The organism is Streptomyces sp. NPDC048255 (assembly GCF_040652415.1).
GTDB lineage: Bacteria > Actinomycetota > Actinomycetes > Streptomycetales > Streptomycetaceae > Streptomyces.
Genome location: NZ_JBEZMA010000083.1, coordinates 1 through 24569, shown reverse-complemented (window position 1 = coordinate 24569; position 24569 = coordinate 1). Strand labels below are relative to the sequence as shown.

Sequence of the window (24569 nt, the reverse complement as noted above, 5' to 3'; positions counted from 1 at the left end):
GCGCCCGGGGGTGGGGGGGGGGCTCGCCCTCGGGCGCCCCCGGGGGGGCCGGGGGGGGGGGGCCCCGGGGGGGGCCCCCCCCCCGGGGGGGCGGGGGGGGGGGGCGCCGGGCCCCCCCCCCCGCCACCGGTAGCCGGTGCTGGTGGACGGCATGGCCCGCCGGGTCATATAACGTTCTCGCATCAGTCGCCGGAACGAGACGGAGTGGCAGCGGATGCAGCAAGGAGTGGGGGGCGGGGGCGCAGGCTGGGGGCAGTCGGGACAGCACCCGGCCGCGCCGCCACAGCCTCCGATACCCCCGGCGCAGGGCTGGCCGGGCACCCCGCCACCCCTGCCGCCGCCCCCGGCACAGCCCGTGGCGGAGGCCACCGGCCACATCCCCCTCCCGCCCGCCGTGGCGGGTACGGGAGGGGCCACCCTCGCCGTGCTGCTGATCGGCCCGGCGGGCGCGGGCAAGACCACCGTGGCCCGGCACTGGGCGAGCACCCGCCCGGTGCCGACCGCCCACGTCAGCCTGGACGACGTCCGGGAGTGGGTCTGCTCGGGCTTCGCGGACCCGCAGGCGGGCTGGAACGACCACTCCGAGGCCCAGTACCGCCTCGCCCGCCGCACCTGCGGCTTCGCCGCCCGCAACTTCCTGGCGAACGGGATCTCCTGCATCCTCGACGACGCCGTCTTCCCCGACCGGCCCGTGGTGGGGCTGGGCGGCTGGAAGCGGCACGTGGGCCCCGCGCTGCTGCCGGTGGTCCTGCTGCCGGGCCTGGAGATCGTCCTGGAGCGCAACGCGGCCCGCTCGGGCAACCGCAGGCTCTCCGACGAGGAGGTCGCGCGGATCCACGGCCGGATGGCCGGCTGGTACGGCTCCGGGCTCCCGATCATCGACAACTCCCACCTCGACGTGGAGGGCACGGCGCGAGCCCTGGACGAAGCCCTGGCGCGTGCGCTGACCTAGTGCTGCGGTTCTGCCGTGCAGGGGCGCGCCGCCGCCCCAGGGGCGGAGCCCCCAGAGGCGGCGGCGGCCCCGTCCGGACGCGCTCACCAGGCCGCAGGCGCCCGGCGCTCGTACGCTCGAAGACATGTCAGACGTGTACGCCGCCCGCCGTGGCCTGCTCCGCGACCGATGTGCCGCCGCGGGGAACGCCGCCGCGCTGATCACGCGTCCGGCGAACGTCCGCTACCTCTCCGGCGCGTCCCCGCTGGGCGCGGTGCTGCTGGTGGGTCCGGCCGACGACGTGCTCTTCTGCGGCGCGGCGCCCACCGGCGAGGTCGACGAGGGCCGCCTGGACGAGCGGCTCACCGTCTCGGTGCTGTCGTCCCCCGGCGGGGACCCGGCGGTCGCGGCCGCCGACCTGGCCGCCGCCGTACGGGCCGACTCGCTGGCGGTCGAGGAGCACCACCTCACCGTGGGCCGGCACCGGGCCCTGCACTCCGTGGCGCCGGCGCTGCGCCTCGCCGACCTCGGCACCGCCGTGGAGCAGCAGCGCCTCGTCAAGGACGAGGAGGAGATCGCCTGCCTGCGGATCGCCGCCGAGATCGCCGACCAGGCCCTCGGCGAGCTGCTGGAGTCGATCCTGGTGGGGCGCACAGAACGCCACCTCGCCCTGGAGCTGGAGCGGCGGCTCGTCGACCACGGGGCCGACGGACCCGCCTTCCCGACCTCCGTCGGTACGGGCCCGCACTCCGGGCGCTCCCGGCACCGGCCCTCCGACCGCCGAGTCGAGGAGGGCGACTTCCTCTCCGTCTGCCTGGGCGCCAACTACCGCGGCTACCGGTGCGAGATCGGCCGGACGTTCGTGATCGGCACCACCCCGGCGGACTGGCAGATCGAGCTGTACGAACTCGTCTTCGCCGCCCAGCGGGCCGGCCGGGAGGCGCTGCTGCCCGGCGCCGCGTACCGGGACGTGGACCACGCGGCACGCTCCGTACTGGACTCCGCGGGACACGGGGAAGCCCTCGCGGCGTGGATGGGACACGGCGTCGGTCTCGAAATCGACGAGGACCCGCAGCTTGCACCTACGGCAATGGGTAAACTGGACGCTTGCGTGCCGGTCACCGTCGAACCGGGGGTTCACCTCCCGGGCCGGGGAGGTGTCCGGATCGATGACACGCTCGTCGTGCGCCCCGAGGCGGACGGCGGTCCAGAGCTACTCACCATTACGACCAAGGAGCTGCTCGCGCTCTAGTCCGCCCGCCGGACTGTGCGCGCACCCGTGGTCTTCCAGTGCAGGAGATTCCGCAACCGTGGCTTCCACGAACGACCTCAAGAACGGCATGGTGCTGAAGCTCGACGGGGGCCAGCTCTGGTCCGTCGTCGAGTTCCAGCACGTCAAGCCCGGCAAGGGCCCGGCCTTCGTGCGCACCAAGCTCAAGAACGTGCTCTCGGGCAAGGTCGTCGACAAGACCTTCAACGCCGGTGTCAAGGTCGAGACGGCCACCATCGACCGCCGTGACATGCAGTTCTCGTACATGGACGGCGACTACTTCGTCTTCATGGACATGGACACCTACGACCAGCTGATGGTCGACAAGAAGGCCGTCGGCGACGCCGCCAACTTCCTGATCGAGGGCTTCACCGCCTCCGTCGCCCAGCACGAGGGCGAGGTGCTCTACGTGGAGCTCCCGGCCGCGGTCGAGCTCAAGATCGAGCACACCGACCCGGGCGTCCAGGGCGACCGCTCCACCGGCGGCACCAAGCCCGCCACGCTGGAGACCGGCTACGAGATCCAGGTCCCGCTCTTCATCACCACCGGCGAGACGGTCAAGGTCGACACCCGCACCAGCGACTACCTCGGCCGGAAGAGCAACTAACCCGTGGCTGCTCGGAGCAATGCGCGCAAGCGCGCTTTCCAGATCCTCTTCGAGGCCGACCAGCGCGGTGTGCCCGTGCGCGAGGTCCTCGCGGACTGGATCCGCCACGCGCGGACGGACGACCGGCAGCCGCCGGTCAGCGCCTTCACGATGGACCTGGTCGAGGGTTACGCCGACAAGGTGAACCGTATCGACGACCTGATCATCACCTACGCCGTGGACTGGGAGCTCGACCGCATGCCGGTCGTGGACCGCAACATCCTGCGGCTCGGTGCCTACGAGCTGATCTGGGTGGACGACACCCCGGACGCCGTGGCCATCGACGAGGCCGTCCAGCTGGCCAAGGAGTTCTCCACGGACGACTCTCCTACGTTCGTGAACGGTCTGCTGGGCCGCTTCAAGGAGCTGAAGCCGAACCTGCGCCGCGAGTAGTCCGCGGCGGTTCGGTCGGACGGAGGGCCCGCAGCGCACGCGCTGCGGGCCCTCCGCCTTTCGCGCCCCTCTTCGCGCCCTTCCGTCTTTCGCGCCCCGCCCGCCGCACGTGAAAAGCCGGTGGCGCCGGCCCCTTGCGGGACCGGCGCCACCGGTAAACGTTTCTGCTGGTCTGGGGCCTGAAACTCAGACGTCCTCGTGCGCCACGGCGCGACGGGCGTCCGCGTCCAGCACGCCCCAGCTGATCAGCTGCTCGGTCAGGACCGAGGGCGACTGGTCGTAGATGACGGCCAGGGTGCGCAGGTCGTCCTGGCGGATCGACAGCACCTTGCCGTTGTAGTCGCCGCGCTGGCTCTGGATGGTCGCCGCGTAACGCTGGAGCGGACCGGCCTTCTCCGCGGGCACACCCGCGAGGCGCTCCAGGTCGAGACGGAGCTTCGGCGGCGGCTCGGCAGCCCCGCCCGGAGTCGTGCCCGGCAGCAGCTCCTGCACCGGAACCCCGTAGAAGTCCGCCAGCTCGGCAAGGCGCTGGACGGTCACGGCGCGGTCCCCGCGCTCGTACGAACCGACCACCACGGCCTTCCAACGGCCCTGGGACTTCTCCTCGACACCGTGGAGGGAAAGGCCCTGCTGGGTGCGGATGGCGCGGAGCTTGGCCCCGAGCTGTTTGGCGTATTCGCTGGACATAACGCTCCCGGACGCTGTGACGCTGTGACGACATGGACGCTGTGACGACATTGACCACGTGCGGCTCCGCCGCGCGGCTGGTAACTCACTGTGAGGTTACGCAGCGTTACTTGGATGCGTCAAGCCGAATGGTCTCCGCCGCCCCTTTCAGGGGGCCCGCGCGGGGTCCCGGGCGGAGGCGGCGCAAAGGCCCTGGTACCGTGGTCCACGTACATCAGACGTCCTTTAAGGTCCGTCCCGTGAGGCGGAGAAGGAGGTCCTTTTCATGGACACTCAGGCTGCTCAGATCCAGACCGGCGATGCCCGCCCCGTTCTCGAGGCGCAGGACATCGCACGGGTCCTGACCCGCATCGCCCACGAGATCGTCGAACGCGCCAAGGGCGCCGACGACGTGGTGCTCCTCGGAATCCCCACCCGCGGTGTGTACCTCGCCCGCCGGCTGGCCGCCAAGCTCGAAGAGATCACCGGCAGGAAGATCCCGGTCGGTTCCCTCGACATCACCATGTACCGCGACGACCTGCGGATGAAGCCCGCCCGTGCGATCGGCCGTACCGAGATCCCCGGCGACGACCTCGACGGACGCCTGGTCGTCCTCGTCGACGACGTGCTCTTCTCCGGCCGCACCATCCGCGCCGCCCTCGACGCACTCGGTGACCTCGGCCGCCCCCGCGCCGTGCAGCTCGCCGTCCTCGTCGACCGCGGCCACCGCGAACTGCCGATCCGCGCCGACTACGTCGGCAAGAACCTCCCCACGTCGCTGCGGGAGACCGTCAAGGTCCAGCTCCAGGAGGAGGACGGCCGAGACGCCGTGCTGCTCGGCCAGCAGACCGCCCGGGCCGCAGGGCAGTAATCCGTACGCGTGAGGGCCCCGCGGGGTCCCGCGCCGTGCCGTGCCCGCTCCGCCCTGCCCTTACTCCTGCCAGTCAGCCCGCCTGCCTGCGCCCTTCCGACCCACGGAGCCATCCAGATGAAGCGCCACCTCATCTCGGCCGCCGATCTCACGCGCGACGACGCCGTCCTGATCCTCGACACCGCCGAGGAGATGGCCCGCGTCGCGGACCGGCCGATCAAGAAGCTGCCCACCCTGCGCGGCCTCACCGTCGTCAACCTCTTCTTCGAGGACTCGACCCGCACCAGGATCTCCTTCGAAGCGGCGGCCAAGCGGCTCTCCGCCGACGTCATCAACTTCTCCGCCAAGGGCTCCTCCGTTTCCAAGGGCGAATCCCTGAAGGACACCGCCCTGACCCTGGAGGCCATGGGCGCGGACGCCGTCGTCATCCGCCACCACGCCTCCGGCGCGCCCTACCGGCTCGCCACCTCCGGCTGGATCGACTCCGCCGTGGTCAATGCAGGCGACGGCACCCACGAGCACCCCACCCAGGCCCTGCTGGACGCCTTCACCATGCGCCGCCGCCTGGTCGGCCGGGACGCCGGACTCGGCAAGGACCTGAACGGCCGCCGGATCACCATCGTCGGCGACGTCCTGCACAGCCGAGTGGCCCGCTCCAACGTGCAGCTGCTGCACACCCTCGGCGCCCAGGTCACCGTGGTGGCCCCGCCCACGCTGGTCCCGATCGGCGTCGAGAGCTGGCCGTGCGAGGTCTCGTACAACCTCGACGAGGTGCTGCCCAAGTCCGATGCGGTGATGATGCTGCGTGTGCAGCGCGAACGCATGAACGCCGCCTTCTTCCCGACCGAGCGCGAGTACTCCCGCCGGTACGGGCTCAACGGCGACCGCATGGCGAAGATGCCCGAGCACGCCATCGTGATGCACCCCGGCCCGATGAACCGCGGCATGGAGATCACCGCCGAGGTCGCCGACTCCGACCGCTGCACGGCCGTCGAGCAGGTCGCGAACGGCGTGTCCACCCGGATGGCCGTCCTGTACCTGCTGCTCGGAGGCTCCGAGCCCGCCGTCACCACCACGCCCGCCGCTGCCCGTACCGAGGAGAGCAAGTAACCATGAGCAAGATCCTGATCCGTGGCGCGAAGGTACTCGGTGGCGAGGCGCAGGACGTCCTGATCGACGGCGAGACCATCGCCCAGGTCGGCCAGAACCTCTCCGCCGAGGGCGCGACCGTCATCGAGGCCGAGGGCCAGGTCCTCCTCCCCGGCCTCGTCGACCTGCACACCCACCTGCGCGAGCCCGGCCGCGAGGACTCCGAGACCGTCCTCACCGGCACCCGCGCCGCTGCCTCCGGCGGATACACCGCCGTGTTCGCCATGGCGAACACCTTCCCGGTCGCCGACACCGCCGGCGTCGTCGAGCAGGTCTGGCGCCTGGGCAAGGAATCCGGCTACTGCGACGTGCAGCCCATCGGCGCCGTCACCGTCGGCCTGGAGGGCAAGCAGCTCTCCGAGCTGGGCGCCATGCACGACTCCGCCGCCCGCGTCACCGTCTTCTCCGACGACGGCAAGTGCGTCGACGACGCGGTGATCATGCGCCGCGCCCTGGAGTACGTGAAGGCCTTCGGCGGCGTCGTCGCCCAGCACGCCCAGGAGCCCCGCCTCACCGAGGGCGCCCAGATGAACGAGGGCGTCGTCTCCGCCGAGCTCGGCCTGGGCGGCTGGCCCGCCGTCGCCGAGGAGTCGATCATCGCCCGTGACGTCCTCCTCGCCGAGCACGTCGGCTCCCGCGTCCACATCTGCCACCTCTCCACCGCCGGCTCCGTCGAGATCGTCCGCTGGGCCAAGTCCCGCGGCATCGACGTCACCGCCGAGGTCACCCCGCACCACCTCCTCCTCACCGAGGAACTGGTCCGCTCGTACAACGCCGTGTACAAGGTCAACCCGCCGCTGCGCACCGAGCGCGACGTGCTGGCCCTGCGCGAGGCGCTCGCCGACGGCACGATCGACATCGTCGCCACCGACCACGCCCCGCACCCGCACGAGGACAAGGACTGCGAGTGGGCCGCCGCCGCCATGGGCATGGTGGGCCTGGAGACCGCGCTCTCCGTCGTCCAGCAGACGATGGTGGAGACCGGACTGCTCGACTGGGCGGGTGTCGCGCAGCGGATGTCCTTCACCCCGGCGCGCATCGGCGGCCTGGAGAACCACGGCCGTCCCGTCTCGGCAGGTGAACCCGCGAACCTGACCTTGGTCGATACCTCGTACCGTGGTGCTGTGGACCCCGCACGCTTCGCTTCCCGCAGCCGCAACACGCCTTACGAGGGCCGTGAGCTGCCGGGTCGCGTCACTCACACCTTCCTGCGGGGCCGGGCAACGGTCGTGGACGGGACGCTGGCGTGACACCTGCAGTAATCCAACTGGCCGCCGAGGCCGCCGAACGACGGTCGGCGGAGGTGACGGACTGGGGCGCGCGCATGGCGTGGGTGCTCGGCCTGCTCGTCTTCATCGCGTTCGTGTACTGGCTGATGCGGCAGGGCTGGAAATGGCGAGGCGCTCTGCAGAACGATCTGCCGGAGCTGCCCGCCGCCCCCGACGGTCTCCCCGAGCACCGGCTGGCCCTGACCGGCCGGTACCACGGGTCCACCACCGCCGGGCAGTGGCTCGACCGGATCGTCGCCCACGGCCTGGGCGTCCGCAGCCGGGTCGAGCTCACGCTCACCGACGCGGGCCTCGACGTGGTCCGTCCGGGTGCCACCGACTTCTTCGTACCGGCCGCGCAGCTGCGCGGCGCCCGCCTCGACAAGGGAATCGCGGGCAAGGTACTCACCGAGGGCGGTCTGCTCGTCGTCACCTGGGCGCACGGTGACAAGCAGATCGACTCCGGATTCCGCTCCGACCGCGCGGCCGAGCACGCCGCCTGGGTCGAGGCGATCAACCTCATGAACTCATCCACCACGACGGAAGGCGCCGAACGATGACGACCTCCACCAGGGGAGCAGCCAAAGCTCCCGCCGTACTCGTCCTGGAGGACGGTCGGATCTTCCGCGGCCGCGCCTACGGCGCTGTGGGGGAGACCTTCGGCGAGGCCGTGTTCTCCACCGGCATGACCGGCTACCAGGAGACCCTCACCGACCCGTCGTACCACCGGCAGGTCGTCGTGATGACGGCCCCGCACGTGGGCAACACCGGCGTCAACGACGAGGACCCCGAGTCCTCCCGCATCTGGGTGGCCGGCTACGTCGTACGCGACCCCGCGCGCGTCCCCTCCAACTGGCGCTCCCGGCGCTCGCTGGACGAGGAGCTCGTCAAGCAGGGCGTCGTCGGGATCTGCGGCATCGACACCCGCGCCCTGACCCGCCACCTGCGCGAGCGCGGCGCCATGCGCGTCGGCATCTTCTCCGGCGAGGCCTGGGACGGCGTCCGCGACGCGGCCCTGCTGGCCCGCGTCAAGGAAGCCCCGCAGATGAAGGGCGCGAACCTGTCCGCCGAGGTCGCCACCAAGGAGACGTACGTCGTCCCCGCCATCGGTGAGAAGAAGTTCACCGTGGCCGCCGTGGACCTCGGCATCAAGGGCATGACCCCGCACCGGATGGCCGAGCGCGGCATCGAGGTGCACGTGCTGCCCGCCACCGCCACCGTCGAGGACGTGTACGCGGTCCAGCCCGACGGCGTGTTCTTCTCCAACGGCCCGGGCGACCCGGCCACCGCCGACCACGCGGTCTCCGTCATGCAGGGCGTCCTCGCCCGCAAGACCCCGCTCTTCGGCATCTGCTTCGGCAACCAGATCCTGGGCCGCGCGCTCGGCTTCGGCACCTACAAGCTGAAGTACGGCCACCGCGGCATCAACCAGCCGGTGCAGGACCGCACCACCGGCAAGGTCGAGATCACCGCGCACAACCACGGCTTCGCCGTGGACGCGCCCCTCGACAAGGTGTCCGAGACCCCCTACGGCCGCGCCGAGGTCTCCCACGTCTGCCTGAACGACAACGTCGTGGAAGGCCTCCAGCTGCTCGACCAGCCGGCCTTCTCCGTCCAGTACCACCCCGAGGCGGCCGCGGGCCCGCACGACGCCGCGTACCTCTTCGACCGCTTCACGTCTTTGATGGAAACCGCCCTGATGGAGGCCGAGCGTGCCTAAGCGCACCGATATCCAGTCCGTCCTGGTCATCGGCTCCGGCCCGATCGTCATCGGGCAGGCCGCCGAGTTCGACTACTCCGGTACCCAGGCCTGCCGCATCCTCAAGGCCGAGGGCCTGCGGGTCATCCTGGTGAACTCCAACCCCGCGACGATCATGACCGACCCGGAGATCGCCGACGCCACGTACGTCGAGCCGATCACTCCCGAGTTCGTCGAGAAGATCATCGCGAAGGAGCGCCCGGACGCGCTGCTCCCGACCCTCGGCGGCCAGACCGCGCTGAACACCGCGATCTCCATGCACGAGCAGGGTGTGCTGGAGAAGTACGGCGTCGAGCTCATCGGCGCCAACGTCGAGGCCATCAACAAGGGCGAGGACCGCGACCTCTTCAAGGGCGTCGTCGAAGCCGTCAAGGCGAAGATCGGCTACGGCGAGTCCGCCCGCTCGGTCATCTGCCACTCGATGGACGACGTCATCGCCGGTGTCGAGACCCTCGGCGGCTACCCCGTCGTCGTGCGCCCCTCCTTCACCATGGGCGGCGCCGGCTCCGGCTTCGCCCACGACGAGGAAGAACTGCGCCGCATCGCCGGCCAGGGCCTCACGCTCTCCCCGACCACCGAGGTGCTCCTGGAGGAGTCCATCCTCGGCTGGAAGGAGTACGAGCTGGAGCTGATGCGCGACACCAAGGACAACGTGGTCGTCGTCTGCTCCATCGAGAACTTCGACCCGATGGGCGTCCACACCGGCGACTCCATCACCGTCGCCCCGGCGATGACCCTGACCGACCGCGAGTACCAGCGGCTGCGCGACATCGGCATCGCGATCATCCGCGAGGTCGGCGTCGACACCGGCGGCTGCAACATCCAGTTCGCGATCGACCCGGTCGACGGCCGCGTCATCGTCATCGAGATGAACCCGCGCGTCTCGCGCTCCTCGGCGCTCGCCTCGAAGGCCACCGGCTTCCCGATCGCCAAGATCGCCGCCAAGCTGGCCATCGGGTACACGCTCGACGAGGTCCCCAACGACATCACCGAGAAGACCCCGGCCTCCTTCGAGCCGTCCCTCGACTACGTCGTCGTCAAGGCCCCGCGCTTCGCCTTCGAGAAGTTCCCGCTCGCCGACGCCACCCTCACCACCACCATGAAGTCGGTGGGCGAGGCCATGGCCATCGGCCGCAACTTCACCGAGGCCCTCCAGAAGGCCCTGCGCTCCCTGGAGAAGAAGGGCTCGCAGTTCAGCTTCGTCGGCCCGGTCGGCGACAAGGAGGAGCTGCTCGCCACCGCGGTCCGCCCCACCGACGGCCGCATCAACACCGTCATGCAGGCCATCCGCGCCGGCGCCACCCAGGAGGAGGTCTTCGAGTACACGAAGATCGACCCCTGGTTCGTCGACCAGCTCTTCCTCATCAAGGAGATCGCGGACGAGCTGGCCGCCGTGGAGAAGCTCCACCCCGAGATCCTCGCCGAGGCCAAGCGCCACGGCTTCTCCGACGCCCAGATCGCCGAGATCCGCGGCCTGCGCGAGGACGTCGTCCGCGAGGTCCGGCACGCGCTGGGCGTCCGGCCGGTCTACAAGACGGTCGACACCTGCGCCGCCGAGTTCGCCGCGAAGACCCCGTACTTCTACTCGTCCTACGACGAGGAGTCCGAGGTCGCCCCGCGCACCAAGCCCGCGGTCATCATCCTGGGCTCCGGCCCGAACCGCATCGGCCAGGGCATCGAATTCGACTACTCCTGCGTCCACGCCTCCTTCGCCCTCAGCGACGCCGGCTACGAGACCGTGATGGTCAACTGCAACCCGGAGACCGTCTCGACGGACTACGACACCTCCGACCGCCTGTACTTCGAGCCGCTGACGCTCGAGGACGTGCTGGAGATCGTTCACGCTGAGTCGCTGGCCGGCCCCATCGCCGGTGTCATCGTCCAGCTCGGCGGCCAGACCCCCCTGGGTCTCGCCCAGGCCCTCAAGGACAACGGCGTCCCCGTCGTCGGCACCTCCCCGGAGGCCATCCACGCCGCCGAGGACCGCGGCGCCTTCGGCCAGGTCCTCGCCGACGCGGGCCTGCCCGCCCCCAAGCACGGCACCGCCACCACCTTCGCCGGCGCCAAGGCCATCGCCGACGAGATCGGCTACCCGGTCCTGGTGCGCCCGTCCTACGTGCTCGGCGGCCGCGGCATGGAGATCGTCTACGACGAGACCCGCCTCGAGTCGTACATCGCCGAGTCCACCGAGATCTCCCCGACCCGCCCCGTGCTGGTCGACCGGTTCCTCGACGACGCCATCGAGATCGACGTCGACGCCCTCTACGACGGCCACGAGCTCTACCTCGGCGGCGTCATGGAGCACATCGAGGAAGCAGGCATCCACTCCGGCGACTCCGCCTGCGCCCTGCCCCCGATCACCCTCGGCGGCTACGACATCAAGCGCCTGCGCGTCTCCACCGAGGCCATCGCCAAGGGCGTCGGCGTCCGCGGCCTGATCAACATCCAGTTCGCGATGGCGGGTGACATCCTCTACGTCCTGGAGGCCAACCCGCGCGCCTCCCGGACCGTCCCCTTCACCTCGAAGGCGACCGCCGTCCCCCTCGCCAAGGCCGCCGCCCGCATCTCGCTCGGCTCCACCATCGCCGAGCTGCGCGCCGAGGGCCTGCTGCCGAAGACCGGCGACGGCGGCACCCTGCCGCTCGACGCGCCGATCTCCGTCAAGGAGGCCGTCATGCCGTGGTCGCGCTTCCGCGACATCCACGGCCGCGGCGTGGACACCGTCCTCGGCCCGGAGATGCGCTCGACCGGCGAGGTCATGGGCATCGACTCCGTCTTCGGCACGGCCTACGCCAAGTCGCAGGCCGGCGCCTACGGCCCGCTGCCCACCAAGGGCCGCGCCTTCATCTCCGTCGCCAACCGCGACAAGCGCTCGATGATCTTCCCGGCGCGCGAGCTCGTCGCCCACGGCTTCGAGCTGATGGCCACCTCCGGTACCGCCGAGGTGCTGCGCCGCAACGGCATCAACGCCACCGTGGTGCGCAAGCTCAGCGAAGGCGAGGGCCCGAACGGCGAGAAGAACATCGTCCAGCTGATCCACGACGGCCAGGTCGACCTGATCGTCAACACCCCGTACGGCACCGGCGGCCGCCTCGACGGCTACGAGATCCGCACGGCGGCCGTGGCGCGCGGCGTCCCGTGCCTGACCACGGTCCAGGCGCTCGCCGCGGCCGTGCAGGGCATCGACGCCCTCAACCACGGCGGCGTGGGCGTGCGCTCCCTCCAGGAGCACGCGGAGCACCTGACCGCGGCCCGCGACTAGGGTCTGCCCGGTCCGTCAGGCCGGATAAGGGAGCGGGGTCTGGTGCGTGCGTGCCAGACCCCGCGAGCCCGGCTTGACGGACCGGACAGGCCCTGACAAGCCCGTACAGCCCGGACACGGGAGGGGGGACACCGGTTTCACGACGGGTGTCCCCCTTCCCATGAGCGCAGAGGGATCCTTCTCGACGATGTACAAGCTCTTCTTCAACCTGGTCTTCAAGCGGATGGACCCGGAGCAGGCCCACTACATGGCCTTCCGGTGGATCCGCCTCGCCGCCCGCGTCCCGGTGCTGCGCACCTTCCTCGCCGCCTGGCTCGCCCCCCGCCACAAGAACCTGCGCACCGAGGCCCTCGGCCTGCGGATGCACGGCCCCTTCGGGCTCGCGGCCGGCTTCGACAAGAACGCCGTCGCCATCGACGGCATGTCGATGCTCGGCTTCGACCACATCGAGATCGGCACCGTCACGGCCCGGGCCCAGCCGGGCAACCCCAAGAAGCGGCTGTTCCGGCTGGTCCCGGACCGTGCGCTGATCAACCGCATGGGCTTCAACAACGAGGGCTCGGCCGCCGTCGCCGCGCGCCTGGCCGCCCGTACCCCGGTCTTCAACACCGTCGTCGGCGTCAACATCGGCAAGACCAAGGTCGTGCCCGAGGAGGAGGCGGTGGGGGACTACGTCGCCTCCACCGAGCGCCTCGCCCGCCACGCCGACTACCTCGTGGTCAACGTCTCCTCCCCGAACACCCCCGGCCTGCGCAACCTCCAGGCCACGGAATCGCTGCGGCCGCTGCTGACCGCCGTACGGGAGGCCGCGGACCGGGTGGTCACCGACCGCAGGGTCCCGCTGCTGGTCAAGATCGCCCCGGACCTGGCCGACGAGGACGTCGACGCGGTCGCCGACCTGGCGCTGGAGCTCGGCCTCGACGGCATCATCGCGACCAACACCACCATCGCCCGCGAGGGCCTGGGGCTGAAGTCCGCTCCGTCCCTGGTGAAGGAGACCGGCGGGCTGTCCGGGGCGCCCGTCAAGGAGCGCTCGCTGGAGGTCCTGCGCCGCCTGTACGCCCGCGTGGGCGACCGGCTGGTCCTGGTCGGGGTCGGCGGCATCGAGAACGCCGAGGACGCCTGGCAGCGCATCCTGGCCGGCGCCACGCTGGTCCAGGGCTACAGCGCCTTCATCTACGAGGGTCCCTTCTACGCCCGCGCCATCCACAAGGGCCTGGCCGCACGCCTGGCCACCAGCCCGTACGCGACGCTCGCCGAAGCGGTGGGCGCCGAGACCCGAAAGGCCGCGAAGTGAGCACTGTGACCCCGTTCGGCACCCGCCTGCGCGAGGCGATGGACACCCGAGGCCCGCTGTGCGTCGGGATCGACCCGCACGCCGCGCTGCTGGCGCAGTGGGGCCTGGCCGACGACATCGCCGGCCTGGAGCGGTTCTCCCGTACGGTCGTGGAGGCGCTGGCGGACTCGGTGGCGGTCTTCAAGCCGCAGGCGGCCTTCTTCGAGCGGTTCGGCTCGCGCGGTGTCGCGGTGCTGGAGCGGACCGTGGCCGACGCGCGCGCGGCGGGCACCCTCGTGGTGATGGACGCCAAGCGGGGCGACATCGGCTCGACCATGGCGGCGTACGCCTCGGCCTTCCTGGACCCGGCCTCCCCGCTCTTCTCCGACGCGCTGACGGTCTCCCCGTACCTGGGATACGGCTCGCTGAAGCCCGCCGTGGACCTGGCCCGGGAGTCGGGCGCCGGCCTGTTCGTCCTGGCCCTGACCTCGAACCCGGAGGGCGCCGAGGTCCAGCGGGCGGTGCGGGAGGACGGCCGCACCATCGGCGCGACGATGCTGGCGCACCTGGCCGCGGAGAACGCGGGCGCCGAGCCCATGGGCTCCTTCGGAGCCGTGGTCGGGGCCACGCTGGGCGACCTGTCCTCCTTCGACCTGGACATCAACGGGCCGCTGCTGGCCCCCGGCATCGGCGCGCAGGGGGCCACGGCCGCCGACCTGCCGGCCGTGTTCGGCAAGGCCGTGCGCAACGTCGTGCCGAACGTCTCGCGGGGCGTCCTGAAGCACGGTCCGGACACCGCGGCCCTGCGCGCGTCCGCGGCGGCCTTCGCGGAGGAGATCCGCGCGGCCGTCTCCGCGTAGCTTCCGGGGCGGCGCGGCGCGGCGCGGGGCCTCGCGGGCTCGCGCCGCACACGGATTCGGGTCGTTCAGAGCGGATGTCGGACGGGTGCGTCGTACGGCTTGACGAAATTCGAACGGCTTTCACCGGACAAATCAGGGGTATTTTGTCCGTGATGTACGGTTCAGTGGAGGCTGACCAGGACTTTTCGTCCGTTCTCGCTGACTGGAGCGGCCATGGCCGCTAGTCTCCGATCAGAGTGAACGAGCAGCGAACGAGTATCACCGCTGTTCGGGAGCTCGCCAGGTGTGGTGCCTGCGGGTTCCGCACCGGTCCGTATCCGACAGTTCGACATCCGAGGTGACGTAGGCGTGGCTCTTCCGCCCCTTACCCCTGAACAGCGCGCAGCCGCGCTCGAAAAGGCCGCCGCGGCTCGCCGGGAGCGGGCCGAGGTCAAGAATCGACTCAAGCACTCCGGCGCCTCGCTCCAAGAGGTCATCAAGACGGGCCAGGAGAACGACGTCATCGGCAAGATGAAGGTCTCCGCCCTGCTGGAGTCCCTGCCTGGCGTGGGCAAGGTGCGCGCCAAGCAGATCATGGAGCGCCTCGGCATCTCCGAGTCCCGGCGTGTTCGAGGTCTCGGCTCCAACCAGATCGCTTCTCTGGAGCGTGAGTTCGGCACTCCTGCCGGCTGACGCGTCGCCCGGAGTTCGTCCGGCGTTCTCAGGCAGTCCCGAGAACCTGGATAATCGCTCTATGGCAGCAGAGGTTCGTCCGCGGCTGACCGTGCTCTCCGGCCCTTCGGGGGTCGGCAAGAGCACGGTCGTCGCGCATATGCGCAAGGTCCACCCGGAGGTATGGCTCTCGGTGTCGGCCACCACCCGCAAGCCGCGGCCCGGTGAGCGACACGGAGTCCACTACTTCTTCGTCAACGACGACGAGTTCGACAAGCTGATCGCCAACGGCGAGCTGCTGGAGTGGGCCGAGTTCGCGGGCAACCGCTACGGCACACCGCGCGGCGCGGTACTGGAACGCCTGGAGAACGGCGAGCCGGTCCTGCTGGAGATCGACCTCCAGGGCGCCCGGCTGGTCCGGGATTCCATGCCCGAGGCCCAGCTGGTCTTCCTGGCTCCGCCGAGCTGGGACGAGCTGGTCCGCCGGCTGACCGGCCGCGGCACCGAATCGGCCGAGGTCATCGCGCGCCGGCTGGAGCAGGCCAAGATCGAACTCGCTGCCGAATCGGAGTTCGACACCACCCTTGTCAACACCTCCGTCGAGGACGTGGCGCGTGAGCTGCTAGCCTTGATGGAAGTTGTCTGATCGTTGATCGATTCTTCGATCGTTGTTAGTCAACGTTTCGATCATTCACCCATCTTCGGAAGGTAGAGCGTGTCCTCTTCCATCACTGCGCCCGAGGGCATCATCAACCCGCCGATCGACGAGCTGCTCGAGGCCACGGACTCGAAGTACAGCCTCGTGATCTACGCGGCCAAGCGCGCGCGTCAGATCAACGCGTACTACTCGCAGCTCGGTGAGGGCCTGCTCGAGTACGTCGGCCCGCTGGTGGACACCCACGTCCACGAGAAGCCGCTTTCGATCGCGCTGCGCGAGATCAACGCGGGTCTGCTGACCTCCGAGGCCATCGAGGCCCCGGCTCAGTAGGACACCGAGTCCTTTCACCGCAGGCCCGGCAGAACATCTGCCGGGCCTGTGGTGTGTCATGGAGGGGCACGACGGCCCGAGCCGGAGCCGTCGGACGCGTCGAGTTCGTCAAAGGGGAGTGCGTGGATGGGTAAGCCGAAGGTCGTGCTGGGGGTGAGCGGCGGGATCGCCGCCTACAAGGCGTGCGAGCTGCTGCGCCGGCTGACCGAGTCCGGCCACGAGGTACGGGTGGTGCCCACGGCGGCGTCCCTGAACTTCGTCGGCGAGGCCACCTGGGCCGCCCTCTCCGGGAACCCGGCCTCCACCGAGGTGTGGGAGACCGTCCACGAGGTGCCGCACGTGCGCATCGGCCAGGCCGCCGACCTGGTCGTCGTCGCCCCGGCCACCGCGGACATGCTGGCCAAGGCCGCCCACGGGCTGGCCGACGACCTGCTCACGAACACCCTGCTCACCGCACGCTGTCCGGTGGTCTTCGCCCCGGCCATGCACACCGAGATGTGGGAGCACCCGGCCACCCAGGAGAACGTGGCCACGCTGCGCCGGCGCGGAGCCGTCGTCATCGAGCCCGCCGTCGGCCGGCTCACAGGCAAGGACACCGGCAAGGGGCGGCTGCCCGACCCCGAGGAGATCTTCGAGGTGTGCCGCGGGGTCCTGGCGCGCGGGACGGCCGGGCCGGACCTCGCCGGCCGGCACGTGGTGATCAGCGCCGGCGGTACGCGGGAGCCGCTGGACCCCGTCCGCTTCCTCGGCAACCGCTCCTCCGGCAAGCAGGGGTACGCGCTCGCCCGTACCGCCGTGGCGCGCGGGGCCCGGGTCACCCTGGTGGCGGCCAACACGGCGCTCGCCGACCCGGCCGGGGTGGACCTCGTGCGCGTCGGGACGGCCGTGCAGCTGCGGGAGGCGGTGCTGGAGGCGGCCCGGGACGCGGACGCCGTGGTGATGGCCGCGGCCGTGGCCGACTTCCGGCCCGCCGAGTACGCGTCCGGCAAGATCAAGAAGAAGGACGGGCAGGAGCCCGCCCCCGTGGCGCTCGTGCGCAACCCTGACGTGCTCGCGGAGATCTCGGCCGACCGGGCCCGGGAGGGCCAGGTGGTGGTGGGGTTCGCCGCCGAGACCGACGACGTGCTGGCCAACGGCCGGGCCAAGCTGCTGCGCAAGGGCTGCGATCTGCTCGTCGTGAACGAGGTCGGGGAGGCCAAGACCTTCGGTTCGGAGGAGAACGAGGCTGTGATCCTGGCCTCGGACGGAGCGGAGGTCCAGGTTCCCTATGGCCCGAAGGAAGCCCTGGCGGAGGTGATCTGGGACCAGGTGGCCCCCAGGCTCGCCCCGCGACGCGCCTGAACGCGGCGCTTCTCCTGCGCGGATCCGTGCGCCAGAATGGAGTGTCGCAGGTCACGTGGCTCCCATAAGGCGAGACAGGTGGTCCGTTAAACGGTGGCGACGGATAAACTGCATTCGGAACGTGATCGGGCGCAGCCTCCGATGTGGTTCCGCCAAATGATCAGCCAGCAGCCGCTGCAACCCCAGGGAGCGATGTGTCCCGCCGCCTGTTTACCTCGGAGTCCGTCACCGAGGGCCACCCCGACAAGATCGCTGACCAGATCAGCGACACGATCCTCGACGCCTTGCTGCGCGAGGACCCGACCTCGCGTGTGGCCGTGGAGACGCTCATCACCACCGGTCTCGTGCACATCGCGGGAGAGGTGACGACGAAGGCGTACGCGCCGATCGCGCAGCTCGTCCGCGAAAAGATCCTCGAGATCGGGTACGACTCCTCGAAGAAGGGCTTCGACGGCGCCTCGTGCGGCGTGTCGGTGTCCATCGGGGCGCAGTCCCCGGACATCGCGCAGGGTGTCGACACCGCGTACGAGAAGCGTGTCGAAGGCGACGAGGACGAGCTCGACAAGCAGGGCGCGGGCGACCAGGGCCTGATGTTCGGCTACGCGTGCGACGAGACGCCCGAGCTGATGCCGCTCCCGATCCACCTGGCGCACCGGCTGTCCCGCCGGCTGTCCGAGGTCCGCAAGAACGGGACCATCCCGTACCTGCGTCCCGACGGCAAGACCCAGGTCACCATCGAGTACGACGGTGACAAGGCCGTGCGCCTGGACACCGTCGTGGTGTCCTCGCAGCACGCCTCGGACATCGACCTGGACTCGCTGCTCGCTCCCGACATCCGCGAGTTCGTCGTCGAGCACGTGCTGGCCCAGCTCATCGAGGACGGCATCAAGCTGGACACCGAGGGCTACCGGCTCCTGGTGAACCCGACCGGCCGTTTCGAGATCGGCGGCCCGATGGGCGACGCCGGCCTGACCGGCCGCAAGATCATCATCGACACCTACGGCGGCATGGCCCGCCACGGTGGCGGAGCCTTCTCGGGCAAGGACCCGTCCAAGGTCGACCGCTCCGCCGCGTACGCGATGCGCTGGGTCGCCAAGAACGTGGTCGCCGCCGGTCTGGCCTCGCGCTGCGAGGTCCAGGTCGCGTACGCGATCGGCAAGGCCGAGCCGGTGGGCCTGTTCGTCGAGACCTTCGGCACCGCCAAGGTGGAGGTCCAGAAGATCGAGGACGCGATCGGGCAGGTCTTCGACCTCCGCCCCGCCGCGATCATCCGCGACCTGGACCTGCTGCGCCCGATCTACGCGCAGACCGCCGCCTACGGCCACTTCGGCCGTGAGCTCCCCGACTTCACCTGGGAGCGCACCGACCGCGTCGACGCCCTGCGCGCCGCCGCCGGTCTGTAAGCACCACCGCTCGCGCCGAACGGCCCCGGACCAGCTGGTCCGGGGCCGTTCGCATGCCCGGACGGGGCTGGTCGGTACCGGCCGGGCCCGTCCGCTGTCAGCGGGGTTTGGTAAGAATGCTGATGTGAGCAGCTCGAACGATTCCCCGCCGGAGCAGCTCGCGCTGATCCGGGAGATGGTGGCCGAGGCGAAGGCCAAGGCGCCCAAGGCGAAACCGCGCACCTGGCGCGGCGCGGCGCTGGCCCCGGAGCTGCCGATCGCCAGGGTCCTGGTCAACAAGGGCGTCCTGCACCTCGACCAGACCTGGGACTACGCCGTCCCCGAGAGCCTCGCCGAGGACGCCCAGCCCGGTGTCCGCGTCCGGGTGCGCTTCGGCGCGGGCGAGGGCAGGGTGCGAGAGGGGCGGCGCGAGGGCGGCGGCCTGATCGACGGCTACCTCATCGAGCGGGTGGCCGAGACGGACTACGAGGGCCCCCTGGCGGCCCTGGCCCAGGTGGTGTCGCCGGAGCGGGTGCTCAGCCCGCAGATCGAGCAGCTATGCCGGGCCGTCGCCCGCCGCTACGGCGGCAGCCTGGCCGACGTCCTGCAACTGGCGATCCCGCCCCGCCACGGACAGGCCGAGAGCCGTCCCTCGCCCGACCCGCTGCCCGCCCCCGGCGCGCCCGCCCCCGGCGGCTGGGACCGCTACCCGGCGGGACCCGGTTTCCTGCGGGAGCTGGCCTCCGGCGCGAGCCCGCGAGCGGTGTGGACCGCCCTGCCCGGACCGGGCTGGCCCGAGGAACTCGCCCGGGCCATGGCGGCCACCCTCGCCTCGGGCCGGGGAGCGCTGGCCGTGCTCCCCGACGGCCGCGCGGCCGCGCGGGTGGACGAGGCGCTGACCGCCCTCGTAGGCAAGGGGCTGCACACCCTCCTCACGGCCGAGTCCGGCCCGCAGAAGCGCTATTCCCAGTGGCTCTCGGTGCACCGCGGATCGGTGCGGGCCGTCATCGGGACCCGGGCCGCGATGTTCGCCCCGGTGCACCGCCTCGGCCTGGTGGCGATCTGGGACGACGGGGACGCCAGCCACAGCGACACCAACGTCCCCCACCCGCACGTGCGCGAGGTGCTCCAGCTGCGCTCGCTGACCGAGGGCTGCGGCTTCCTGCTGGGCAGCACCAGCTGCACCGTGGAGGCCGCCCAGCTCGTGGAGTCCGGCTGGGCCCGGCCGCTGGTCGCCGACCGCGAGACCGTACGCGCCGTCGCGCCCAGGATCCGGACCGTCGGCGACGAGCTGCTGGCCCGGGACGGCGCGGCCCGGGCCGCCCGGCTGCCGAGCCTGGCCTGGGAGACCGTACGGGAGGGGCTGAAGACCGGGCCCGTACTCGTCCAGGTGCCGCGGCGCGGCTACGTGCCCCGGCTGGCCTGCGAGCGGTGCCGGACCCCGGCGCGCTGCCGGACCTGCGCCGGACCGCTGGAGGCCCCGGACGAGCGGGAGCTGCACTGTGGGTGGTGCGGGCTCCAGGAGACCTCCTGGCACTGCGAGGAGTGCGGGTCCTTCCGGCTGCGGGCACAGGTCGTCGGCGCCCGGCGGACCGCCGAGGAGCTCGGCCGGGCCTTCCCCGCGGTGCCCGTGCGGACCTCGGGCCGCGACCACGTCCTGGAGCGCGTGCCCGACGAGCCCGCGCTCGTCGTGTCGACCCCCGGGGCCGAACCGGTGGCCGAGGGCGCCGGGTACGCGGCCGCCCTGCTGCTGGACGGCTGGGCCATGGTCGGCTTTCCCGACCTGCGGGCCGGGGAGGAGGCCCTGCGGCGCTGGATCGCCGCGTCCTGCCTCGTACGGGGCGAGGGCCAGGTGGTGGTCGTGGCCGAGCCGACGCTGCGGCCCGTTCAGGCGCTGGTCAGGTGGGACCCGGTCGGCCACGCGCTGCGGGAGCTGGCGGAACGCGCCGAACTGCGGTTCCCGCCCGTGTCCCGGATGGCGTCCGTCATCGGACGCGGCGCCGCCGTGGAGGACTTCCTGGCCGCCGCCGACCTGCCCGCGGACGCCGAGATCCTGGGGCCGGTGCCGCTGCCCGGGCGGCGCGGGGAGCCGTCGCCGGGGGAGCGGGCGCTGGTCCGGGTCCCGCCGGGCACCGGAGCCGCGCTCGCGGCGGCCCTCAAGTCGGCCCAGGCGGCCCGGCTGGCGCGGGGCGTCGCGGCCTCGGAGGCGGTGCGGGTCCGGATCGACCCGCTGGACATCGGCTGACGGCGCCGGTCCGCACAGCGGGCCGGAGGCCGGGCCGGTGCACGAGCGCCCCCGGCGCGGCGACCACGAGGATCGTTTTGCCGGGGGCGCGTTCGGTACAGGCTCTCGGTGTGCTCGGTGTGCCTGGTGTCGCCCGGCCGTCGGGGGTCGGCGTCCCGGCGGTGGGGGCGGTGCGGTGCTGCGGTCAGCCGTTGCGGGGGCCCGGGAAGGCCGACTGGCGGGCGGCGCCCGCCGCGGCCTGGGATTCCTCGCGCATCGGCTGCGGCGGTACGGAGCGGGCCGCCGGGACCGTGGGGAGCGGCCCGAGGGTCCGGGTGGTCGTGCCCTCGGCCAGTTGCTCGGTGGACTCGGCGCTCTGCGCCCGCCGGGCGCCGTAGCGCCGGTGCACGGCCTGCTTGGTGACGCCGAGAGCCGAGCCGACCGCGTCCCACGAGAAACCGAGCGAGCGGTCGAAGTCGACCGCGGCGGTGACCAGCGTCTCGACGCTGTCCCGCAGCTCCTGGGCGAGGCGGACGGTGGGCGCGGGCGCCCGGCCGTAGACGACGAAGCCCGTGGAGGGACCTGAGCGGCGCGGGCGGTACACATTGCCGAGCTGGGCGGTCAGCGTACGCAGGGCATCCACCTGCCGGCGAACCCGCTCGATGTCCCGCACCAGGAGGTGCAGGCTGGCCCGGGCTTGGGCGTCGTGGGTGGCGTGGTCGGCCATGAAGAAGCCTCTCGAACCGGTGCTGAAGGGCGGAGCGGGCCGCGTACACCGTTCAAACGCGGCCCGTTTTGGTCAATCTCTCTTGACCAACGCGCCACCTGGCGGCCAGGTCACGCTCTGGGGGCGTGTCGGCATATGCGAGAGGCGCGCGTGTGTGCGTACGCCCCCTCGTGGCGGCGGCCCGGACCCAGGCGGTGTACCGCGTGCGGGCCCCATAGACTGGTGCGCTGCTGACAGCCGAGATAGCGAGGTAGGACCCCAGTGAAGCTGGTCTTCGCAGGCACCCCCGAGGTCGCCGTGCCCGCCCTGGACGCCCTGATCGCCTCCGGGCGGCACGAGGTGGCCGCCGTCATCACCCGGCCCGACGCGCCGGCCGGCCGCGGCCGCAGGCTCGTCGCCAGCCCGGTCGCCGAGCGCGCCGAGGAAGCCGGCATCGAGGTCCTCAAGCCCGCCCGGCCGCGCGACCCGGACTTCCAGGCCCGGCTGCGCGAGATCGGCCCGGACTGCTGCCCGGTCGTCGCCTACGGCGCGCTGATCCCCAAGAGCGCCCTGGAGATCCCCCGGCACGGCTGGGTCAACCTGCACTTCTCCCTGCTGCCGGCCTGGCGCGGGGCGGCGCCCGTCCAGCAGTCCATCATGGCGGGCGACCAGGTCACCGGCGCGTCCACGTTCCTCATCGAGGAGGGCCTGGACACCGGCCCGGTCTACGGGATCCTGACCGAGGAGATCCGGCCGACCGACACCAGCGGCGACCTGCTGACGCGGCTCGCCTTCGCCGGGTCCGGCCTGCTCGCCGCCACCATGGACGGCATCGAGGACGGCACCCTGCGGGCCGTGGCCCAGCCCGCCGACGGGGTCTCCCTCGCACCCAAGATCACGGTGGAGGACGCCAGGATCGACTGGGCCGCTCCGGCGATGCGCGCCGACCGCGTGGTGCGCGGCTGCACCCCGGCGCCCGGCGCGTGGACCGTCTTCCGCGGCGAGCGGCTCAAGCTGATCTCGGTGGGCCTGGTGCCCGACCGCACCGACCTGGCCCCCGGCGTGCTGGCCCCCGCCAAGAACAACGTCTTCGTCGGCACCGGCTCGCACGCCGTGGAGCTGCTCTGGGTGCAGCCGCAGGGCAAGAAGCCGATGCGCGGCGCCGACTGGGCGCGCGGGGTGCGCATCGCTCCCGGCGAGCGGCTCGGCGGCGCCGACGTAGGCTGAATCCCACCGCACCGTCGCAGCAGCAGCGCGCGCGGCACCGCGCAGTCCGCACCGCCCGGCCCGCCATTCCCCGAGCCGCCGACCGGCCGCCCTCGTCCCACCCGCACACCCGTGGCACCTCGTACATCCGGAGCACCTTTCACGTGAGCGATCAGTCCCGTCCCCCGCGCAGCGCCGCAGGCAAGCGGCCGGCCAAGCCGTACCGCCGTCCCCAGAAGGACCCCGTCCGGATGCTGGCCTTCGAGGTGCTGCGGGCGGTGGACGAGCGCGACGCCTACGCGAACCTCGTTCTGCCGCCGCTGCTGCGCAAGGCCCGCCAGGACGAGAGCTTCCAGGCGCGGGACGCGGCCCTGGCCACCGAGCTGGTCTACGGGACGCTGCGCCGCCAGGGCACGTACGACGCCGTCATCAAGGCCTGCATCGACCGCCCGCTGCGGGAGGTGGACCCGCCGGTGCTGGACGTGCTCTCGCTCGGCGCCCACCAGCTGCTGGGCACCCGCATCCCGACCCACGCGGCCGTCTCCGCGAGCGTGGAGCTGGCCCGGGTGGTGCTCGGGGACGGGCGCGCGAAGTTCGTGAACGCCGTGCTGCGGAAGATCTCCGCGCACGACCTGGACGGCTGGCTGGAGCGGGTCGCCCCGCCGTACGAGGAGGACGCCGAGGAGCACCTCGCCGTCTACCACTCGCACCCGCGGTGGGTCGTCAGCGCCCTGTGGGACGCGCTGGGCGGCGGCCGCGCCGGGATCGAGGACCTGCTGGAGGCCGACAACGAGCGGCCCGAGGTCACTCTGGTGGCGCGGCCGGGACGGTCCACGCCCGAGGAGCTGCTGGAGGCGGTCGGCGAGGACTCCGCGCTGCCGGGCCGCTGGTCCCCGTACGCCGTGCGGATGTCCGAGGGCGGCGAGCCGGGCGCGCTGGAGGCCGTGCGCGACGGGCGTGCCGGGGTCCAGGACGAGGGCAGCCAGCTGGTCGCGATGGCGCTGGCCGCGGTGCCCGTCGAGGGCCGCGACGCGCGCTGGCTCGACGGCTGCGCGGGCCCCGGCGGCAAGGCGGCCCTGCTCGCGGCGCTGGCGGCGCAGCGCGGGGCGTTCCTGCTGGCCTCGGAGAAGCAGCCGCACCGGGCGCGGCTCGTGGAGAAGGCGCTGGCCGGCAACCCCGGCCCCTACCAGGTCATCGCGGCGGACGGCACCCGGCCGCCGTGGCTCCCGGGCTCCTTCGACCGGGTCCTGGTGGACGTGCCGTGCTCGGGCCTGGGCGCGCTGCGCCGCCGGCCCGAGGCCCGCTGGCGCCGCCGCCCGGAGGACCTGGAGGGCTTCGCGCCGCTCCAGCGCGGGCTGCTGCGGGAGGCGCTCGCGGCGGTACGGGTGGGCGGTGTCGTGGGCTACGCGACCTGCTCGCCGCACCTGGCGGAAACCCGGGTGGTCGTGGACGACGTCCTGAAGGGCCGCGGCGCGGGCGCCTCCCCGGTCTCCGCCGAACTGGTCGACGCCCGGCCGTACATGGCGGGCGTACCGGCTCTGGGCGACGGCCCCGACGTCCAGCTGTGGCCGCACCTGCACGGCACGGACGCGATGTACCTGGCGCTGCTGAGGCGCACGGCGTAGCCGTGGCGCGGCGGGGGGGGGGGGGCCGGGGCCCCCCCCCCCCCCGGGCGGGTGAACGACGAGTGAAGCCCCCCCCCCCCCCACAAACCGGGCGA

At 72.0% G+C, this 24569-nt stretch carries 22 protein-coding genes; 20 read left to right on the top strand and 2 right to left on the bottom strand.

Annotated features, from left to right (window positions below):
• Window positions 1-214 precede the first annotated feature (214 nt).
• The 4 genes from AB0D94_RS34965 (at window position 215) to nusB (ending at window position 3240) form a co-directional block, all read left to right on the top strand.
• Window positions 215-952 (top strand): AAA family ATPase, encoded by a 738-nt coding sequence (locus AB0D94_RS34965; protein WP_362060916.1) that lies wholly within the window; start codon window positions 215-217, stop codon window positions 950-952.
• A gap of 124 nt (window positions 953-1076) precedes the next feature.
• Entirely contained in the window at window positions 1077-2183 is a 1107-nt protein-coding gene (locus tag AB0D94_RS34960; RefSeq protein WP_362060912.1) for an aminopeptidase P family protein, read from the top strand.
• Window positions 2184-2241: 58 nt separating this feature from the next.
• On the top strand, window positions 2242-2808 hold the full coding sequence (gene efp / locus AB0D94_RS34955; RefSeq protein ID WP_362060909.1) for an elongation factor P: 567 nt from the start codon (window positions 2242-2244) through the stop codon (window positions 2806-2808).
• A gap of 3 nt (window positions 2809-2811) precedes the next feature.
• Window positions 2812-3240, top strand: coding sequence for a transcription antitermination factor NusB (nusB, locus tag AB0D94_RS34950; RefSeq protein ID WP_362060906.1), 429 nt, complete (start codon window positions 2812-2814; stop codon window positions 3238-3240).
• 186 nt (window positions 3241-3426) lie between these two features.
• Here the strand turns inward: nusB and bldD are convergent, their stop codons facing one another.
• A complete protein-coding gene (gene bldD, locus AB0D94_RS34945; RefSeq protein WP_030026184.1) occupies window positions 3427-3927 on the bottom strand; it encodes a transcriptional regulator BldD in 501 nt (166 codons plus the stop codon).
• Between the two features lie 265 nt (window positions 3928-4192).
• On the opposite strand from bldD, the gene pyrR reads away from it, so the two are divergent.
• From pyrR to AB0D94_RS34875, 14 genes are all read left to right on the top strand, one after another.
• Window positions 4193-4777 (top strand): bifunctional pyr operon transcriptional regulator/uracil phosphoribosyltransferase PyrR, encoded by a 585-nt coding sequence (pyrR, locus tag AB0D94_RS34940; RefSeq protein WP_362060901.1) that lies wholly within the window; start codon window positions 4193-4195, stop codon window positions 4775-4777.
• A gap of 117 nt (window positions 4778-4894) precedes the next feature.
• Entirely contained in the window at window positions 4895-5887 is a 993-nt protein-coding gene (locus AB0D94_RS34935) for an aspartate carbamoyltransferase catalytic subunit (RefSeq protein WP_362060898.1), read from the top strand.
• A gap of 2 nt (window positions 5888-5889) precedes the next feature.
• Window positions 5890-7176, top strand: coding sequence for a dihydroorotase (locus tag AB0D94_RS34930; protein WP_362060895.1), 1287 nt, complete (start codon window positions 5890-5892; stop codon window positions 7174-7176).
• Entirely contained in the window at window positions 7173-7754 is a 582-nt protein-coding gene (locus tag AB0D94_RS34925; RefSeq protein ID WP_266937912.1) for a hypothetical protein, read from the top strand. Before AB0D94_RS34930 ends, AB0D94_RS34925 begins: the two co-directional genes overlap by 4 nt.
• The gene (gene carA / locus AB0D94_RS34920) at window positions 7751-8914 is read left to right on the top strand and encodes a glutamine-hydrolyzing carbamoyl-phosphate synthase small subunit (protein ID WP_362060891.1); all 1164 of its coding nucleotides are present in this window, start codon (window positions 7751-7753) and stop codon (window positions 8912-8914) included. Before AB0D94_RS34925 ends, carA begins: the two co-directional genes overlap by 4 nt.
• Window positions 8907-12215, top strand: coding sequence for a carbamoyl-phosphate synthase large subunit (gene carB, locus AB0D94_RS34915; protein WP_362060888.1), 3309 nt, complete (start codon window positions 8907-8909; stop codon window positions 12213-12215). Before carA ends, carB begins: the two co-directional genes overlap by 8 nt.
• A 187-nt stretch (window positions 12216-12402) precedes the next feature.
• Window positions 12403-13512: a quinone-dependent dihydroorotate dehydrogenase gene (locus AB0D94_RS34910; RefSeq protein ID WP_362060919.1), complete on the top strand. Its 1110-nt coding sequence runs from the start codon at window positions 12403-12405 to the stop codon at window positions 13510-13512.
• A complete protein-coding gene (gene pyrF / locus AB0D94_RS34905; RefSeq protein ID WP_362060885.1) occupies window positions 13509-14351 on the top strand; it encodes an orotidine-5'-phosphate decarboxylase in 843 nt (280 codons plus the stop codon). The genes AB0D94_RS34910 and pyrF overlap by 4 nt, the downstream gene beginning before the upstream one ends.
• Before the next feature lie 348 nt (window positions 14352-14699).
• Window positions 14700-15023 carry an integration host factor gene (locus AB0D94_RS34900; protein ID WP_008740406.1) on the top strand — a complete coding sequence of 108 codons (324 nt, stop codon included), beginning with the start codon at window positions 14700-14702 and terminating at the stop codon, window positions 15021-15023.
• 61 nt (window positions 15024-15084) lie between these two features.
• Window positions 15085-15648, top strand: coding sequence for a guanylate kinase (gene gmk, locus AB0D94_RS34895; RefSeq protein ID WP_362060881.1), 564 nt, complete (start codon window positions 15085-15087; stop codon window positions 15646-15648).
• 69 nt (window positions 15649-15717) lie between these two features.
• Entirely contained in the window at window positions 15718-15990 is a 273-nt protein-coding gene (gene rpoZ, locus AB0D94_RS34890; protein WP_004948662.1) for a DNA-directed RNA polymerase subunit omega, read from the top strand.
• Between the two features lie 126 nt (window positions 15991-16116).
• Window positions 16117-17331, top strand: a complete 1215-nt coding sequence (gene coaBC, locus AB0D94_RS34885; protein ID WP_362060877.1) for a bifunctional phosphopantothenoylcysteine decarboxylase/phosphopantothenate--cysteine ligase CoaBC — start codon at window positions 16117-16119, stop codon at window positions 17329-17331.
• 194 nt (window positions 17332-17525) lie between these two features.
• Window positions 17526-18734: a methionine adenosyltransferase gene (metK, locus tag AB0D94_RS34880; protein WP_362060874.1), complete on the top strand. Its 1209-nt coding sequence runs from the start codon at window positions 17526-17528 to the stop codon at window positions 18732-18734.
• Window positions 18735-18858: 124 nt separating this feature from the next.
• On the top strand, window positions 18859-20958 hold the full coding sequence (locus tag AB0D94_RS34875) for a primosomal protein N' (protein WP_362060871.1): 2100 nt from the start codon (window positions 18859-18861) through the stop codon (window positions 20956-20958).
• 184 nt (window positions 20959-21142) lie between these two features.
• Here the strand turns inward: AB0D94_RS34875 and AB0D94_RS34870 are convergent, their stop codons facing one another.
• Window positions 21143-21664 (bottom strand): hypothetical protein, encoded by a 522-nt coding sequence (locus AB0D94_RS34870; protein WP_362060868.1) that lies wholly within the window; start codon window positions 21662-21664, stop codon window positions 21143-21145.
• Between the two features lie 261 nt (window positions 21665-21925).
• Between AB0D94_RS34870 and fmt the strand changes: the two genes are divergently transcribed.
• Window positions 21926-22870 (top strand): methionyl-tRNA formyltransferase, encoded by a 945-nt coding sequence (gene fmt / locus AB0D94_RS34865; RefSeq protein ID WP_362060865.1) that lies wholly within the window; start codon window positions 21926-21928, stop codon window positions 22868-22870.
• Between the two features lie 143 nt (window positions 22871-23013).
• Window positions 23014-24474, top strand: a complete 1461-nt coding sequence (locus AB0D94_RS34860) for a transcription antitermination factor NusB (RefSeq protein ID WP_362060862.1) — start codon at window positions 23014-23016, stop codon at window positions 24472-24474.
• The last annotated feature ends 95 nt before the right edge of the window (window positions 24475-24569 follow it).

Bases quoted from the DNA above. Each gene is read 5' to 3' on its own strand.
- AB0D94_RS34965 (WP_362060916.1), top strand. From the start codon at position 215: ATGCAGCAAGGAGTGGGGGGCGGGGGCGCAGGCTGGGGGCAGTCGGGA.
- AB0D94_RS34960 (WP_362060912.1), top strand. From the start codon at position 1,077: ATGTCAGACGTGTACGCCGCCCGCCGTGGCCTGCTCCGCGACCGATGT.
- bldD (WP_030026184.1), bottom strand. From the start codon at position 3,927: ATGTCCAGCGAATACGCCAAACAGCTCGGGGCCAAGCTCCGCGCCATC.
- pyrR (WP_362060901.1), top strand. From the start codon at position 4,193: ATGGACACTCAGGCTGCTCAGATCCAGACCGGCGATGCCCGCCCCGTT.
- AB0D94_RS34935 (WP_362060898.1), top strand. From the start codon at position 4,895: ATGAAGCGCCACCTCATCTCGGCCGCCGATCTCACGCGCGACGACGCC.
- AB0D94_RS34930 (WP_362060895.1), top strand. From the start codon at position 5,890: ATGAGCAAGATCCTGATCCGTGGCGCGAAGGTACTCGGTGGCGAGGCG.
- carA (WP_362060891.1), top strand. From the start codon at position 7,751: ATGACGACCTCCACCAGGGGAGCAGCCAAAGCTCCCGCCGTACTCGTC.
- AB0D94_RS34910 (WP_362060919.1), top strand. From the start codon at position 12,403: ATGTACAAGCTCTTCTTCAACCTGGTCTTCAAGCGGATGGACCCGGAG.
- gmk (WP_362060881.1), top strand. From the start codon at position 15,085: ATGGCAGCAGAGGTTCGTCCGCGGCTGACCGTGCTCTCCGGCCCTTCG.
- coaBC (WP_362060877.1), top strand. From the start codon at position 16,117: ATGGGTAAGCCGAAGGTCGTGCTGGGGGTGAGCGGCGGGATCGCCGCC.
- AB0D94_RS34870 (WP_362060868.1), bottom strand. From the start codon at position 21,664: ATGGCCGACCACGCCACCCACGACGCCCAAGCCCGGGCCAGCCTGCAC.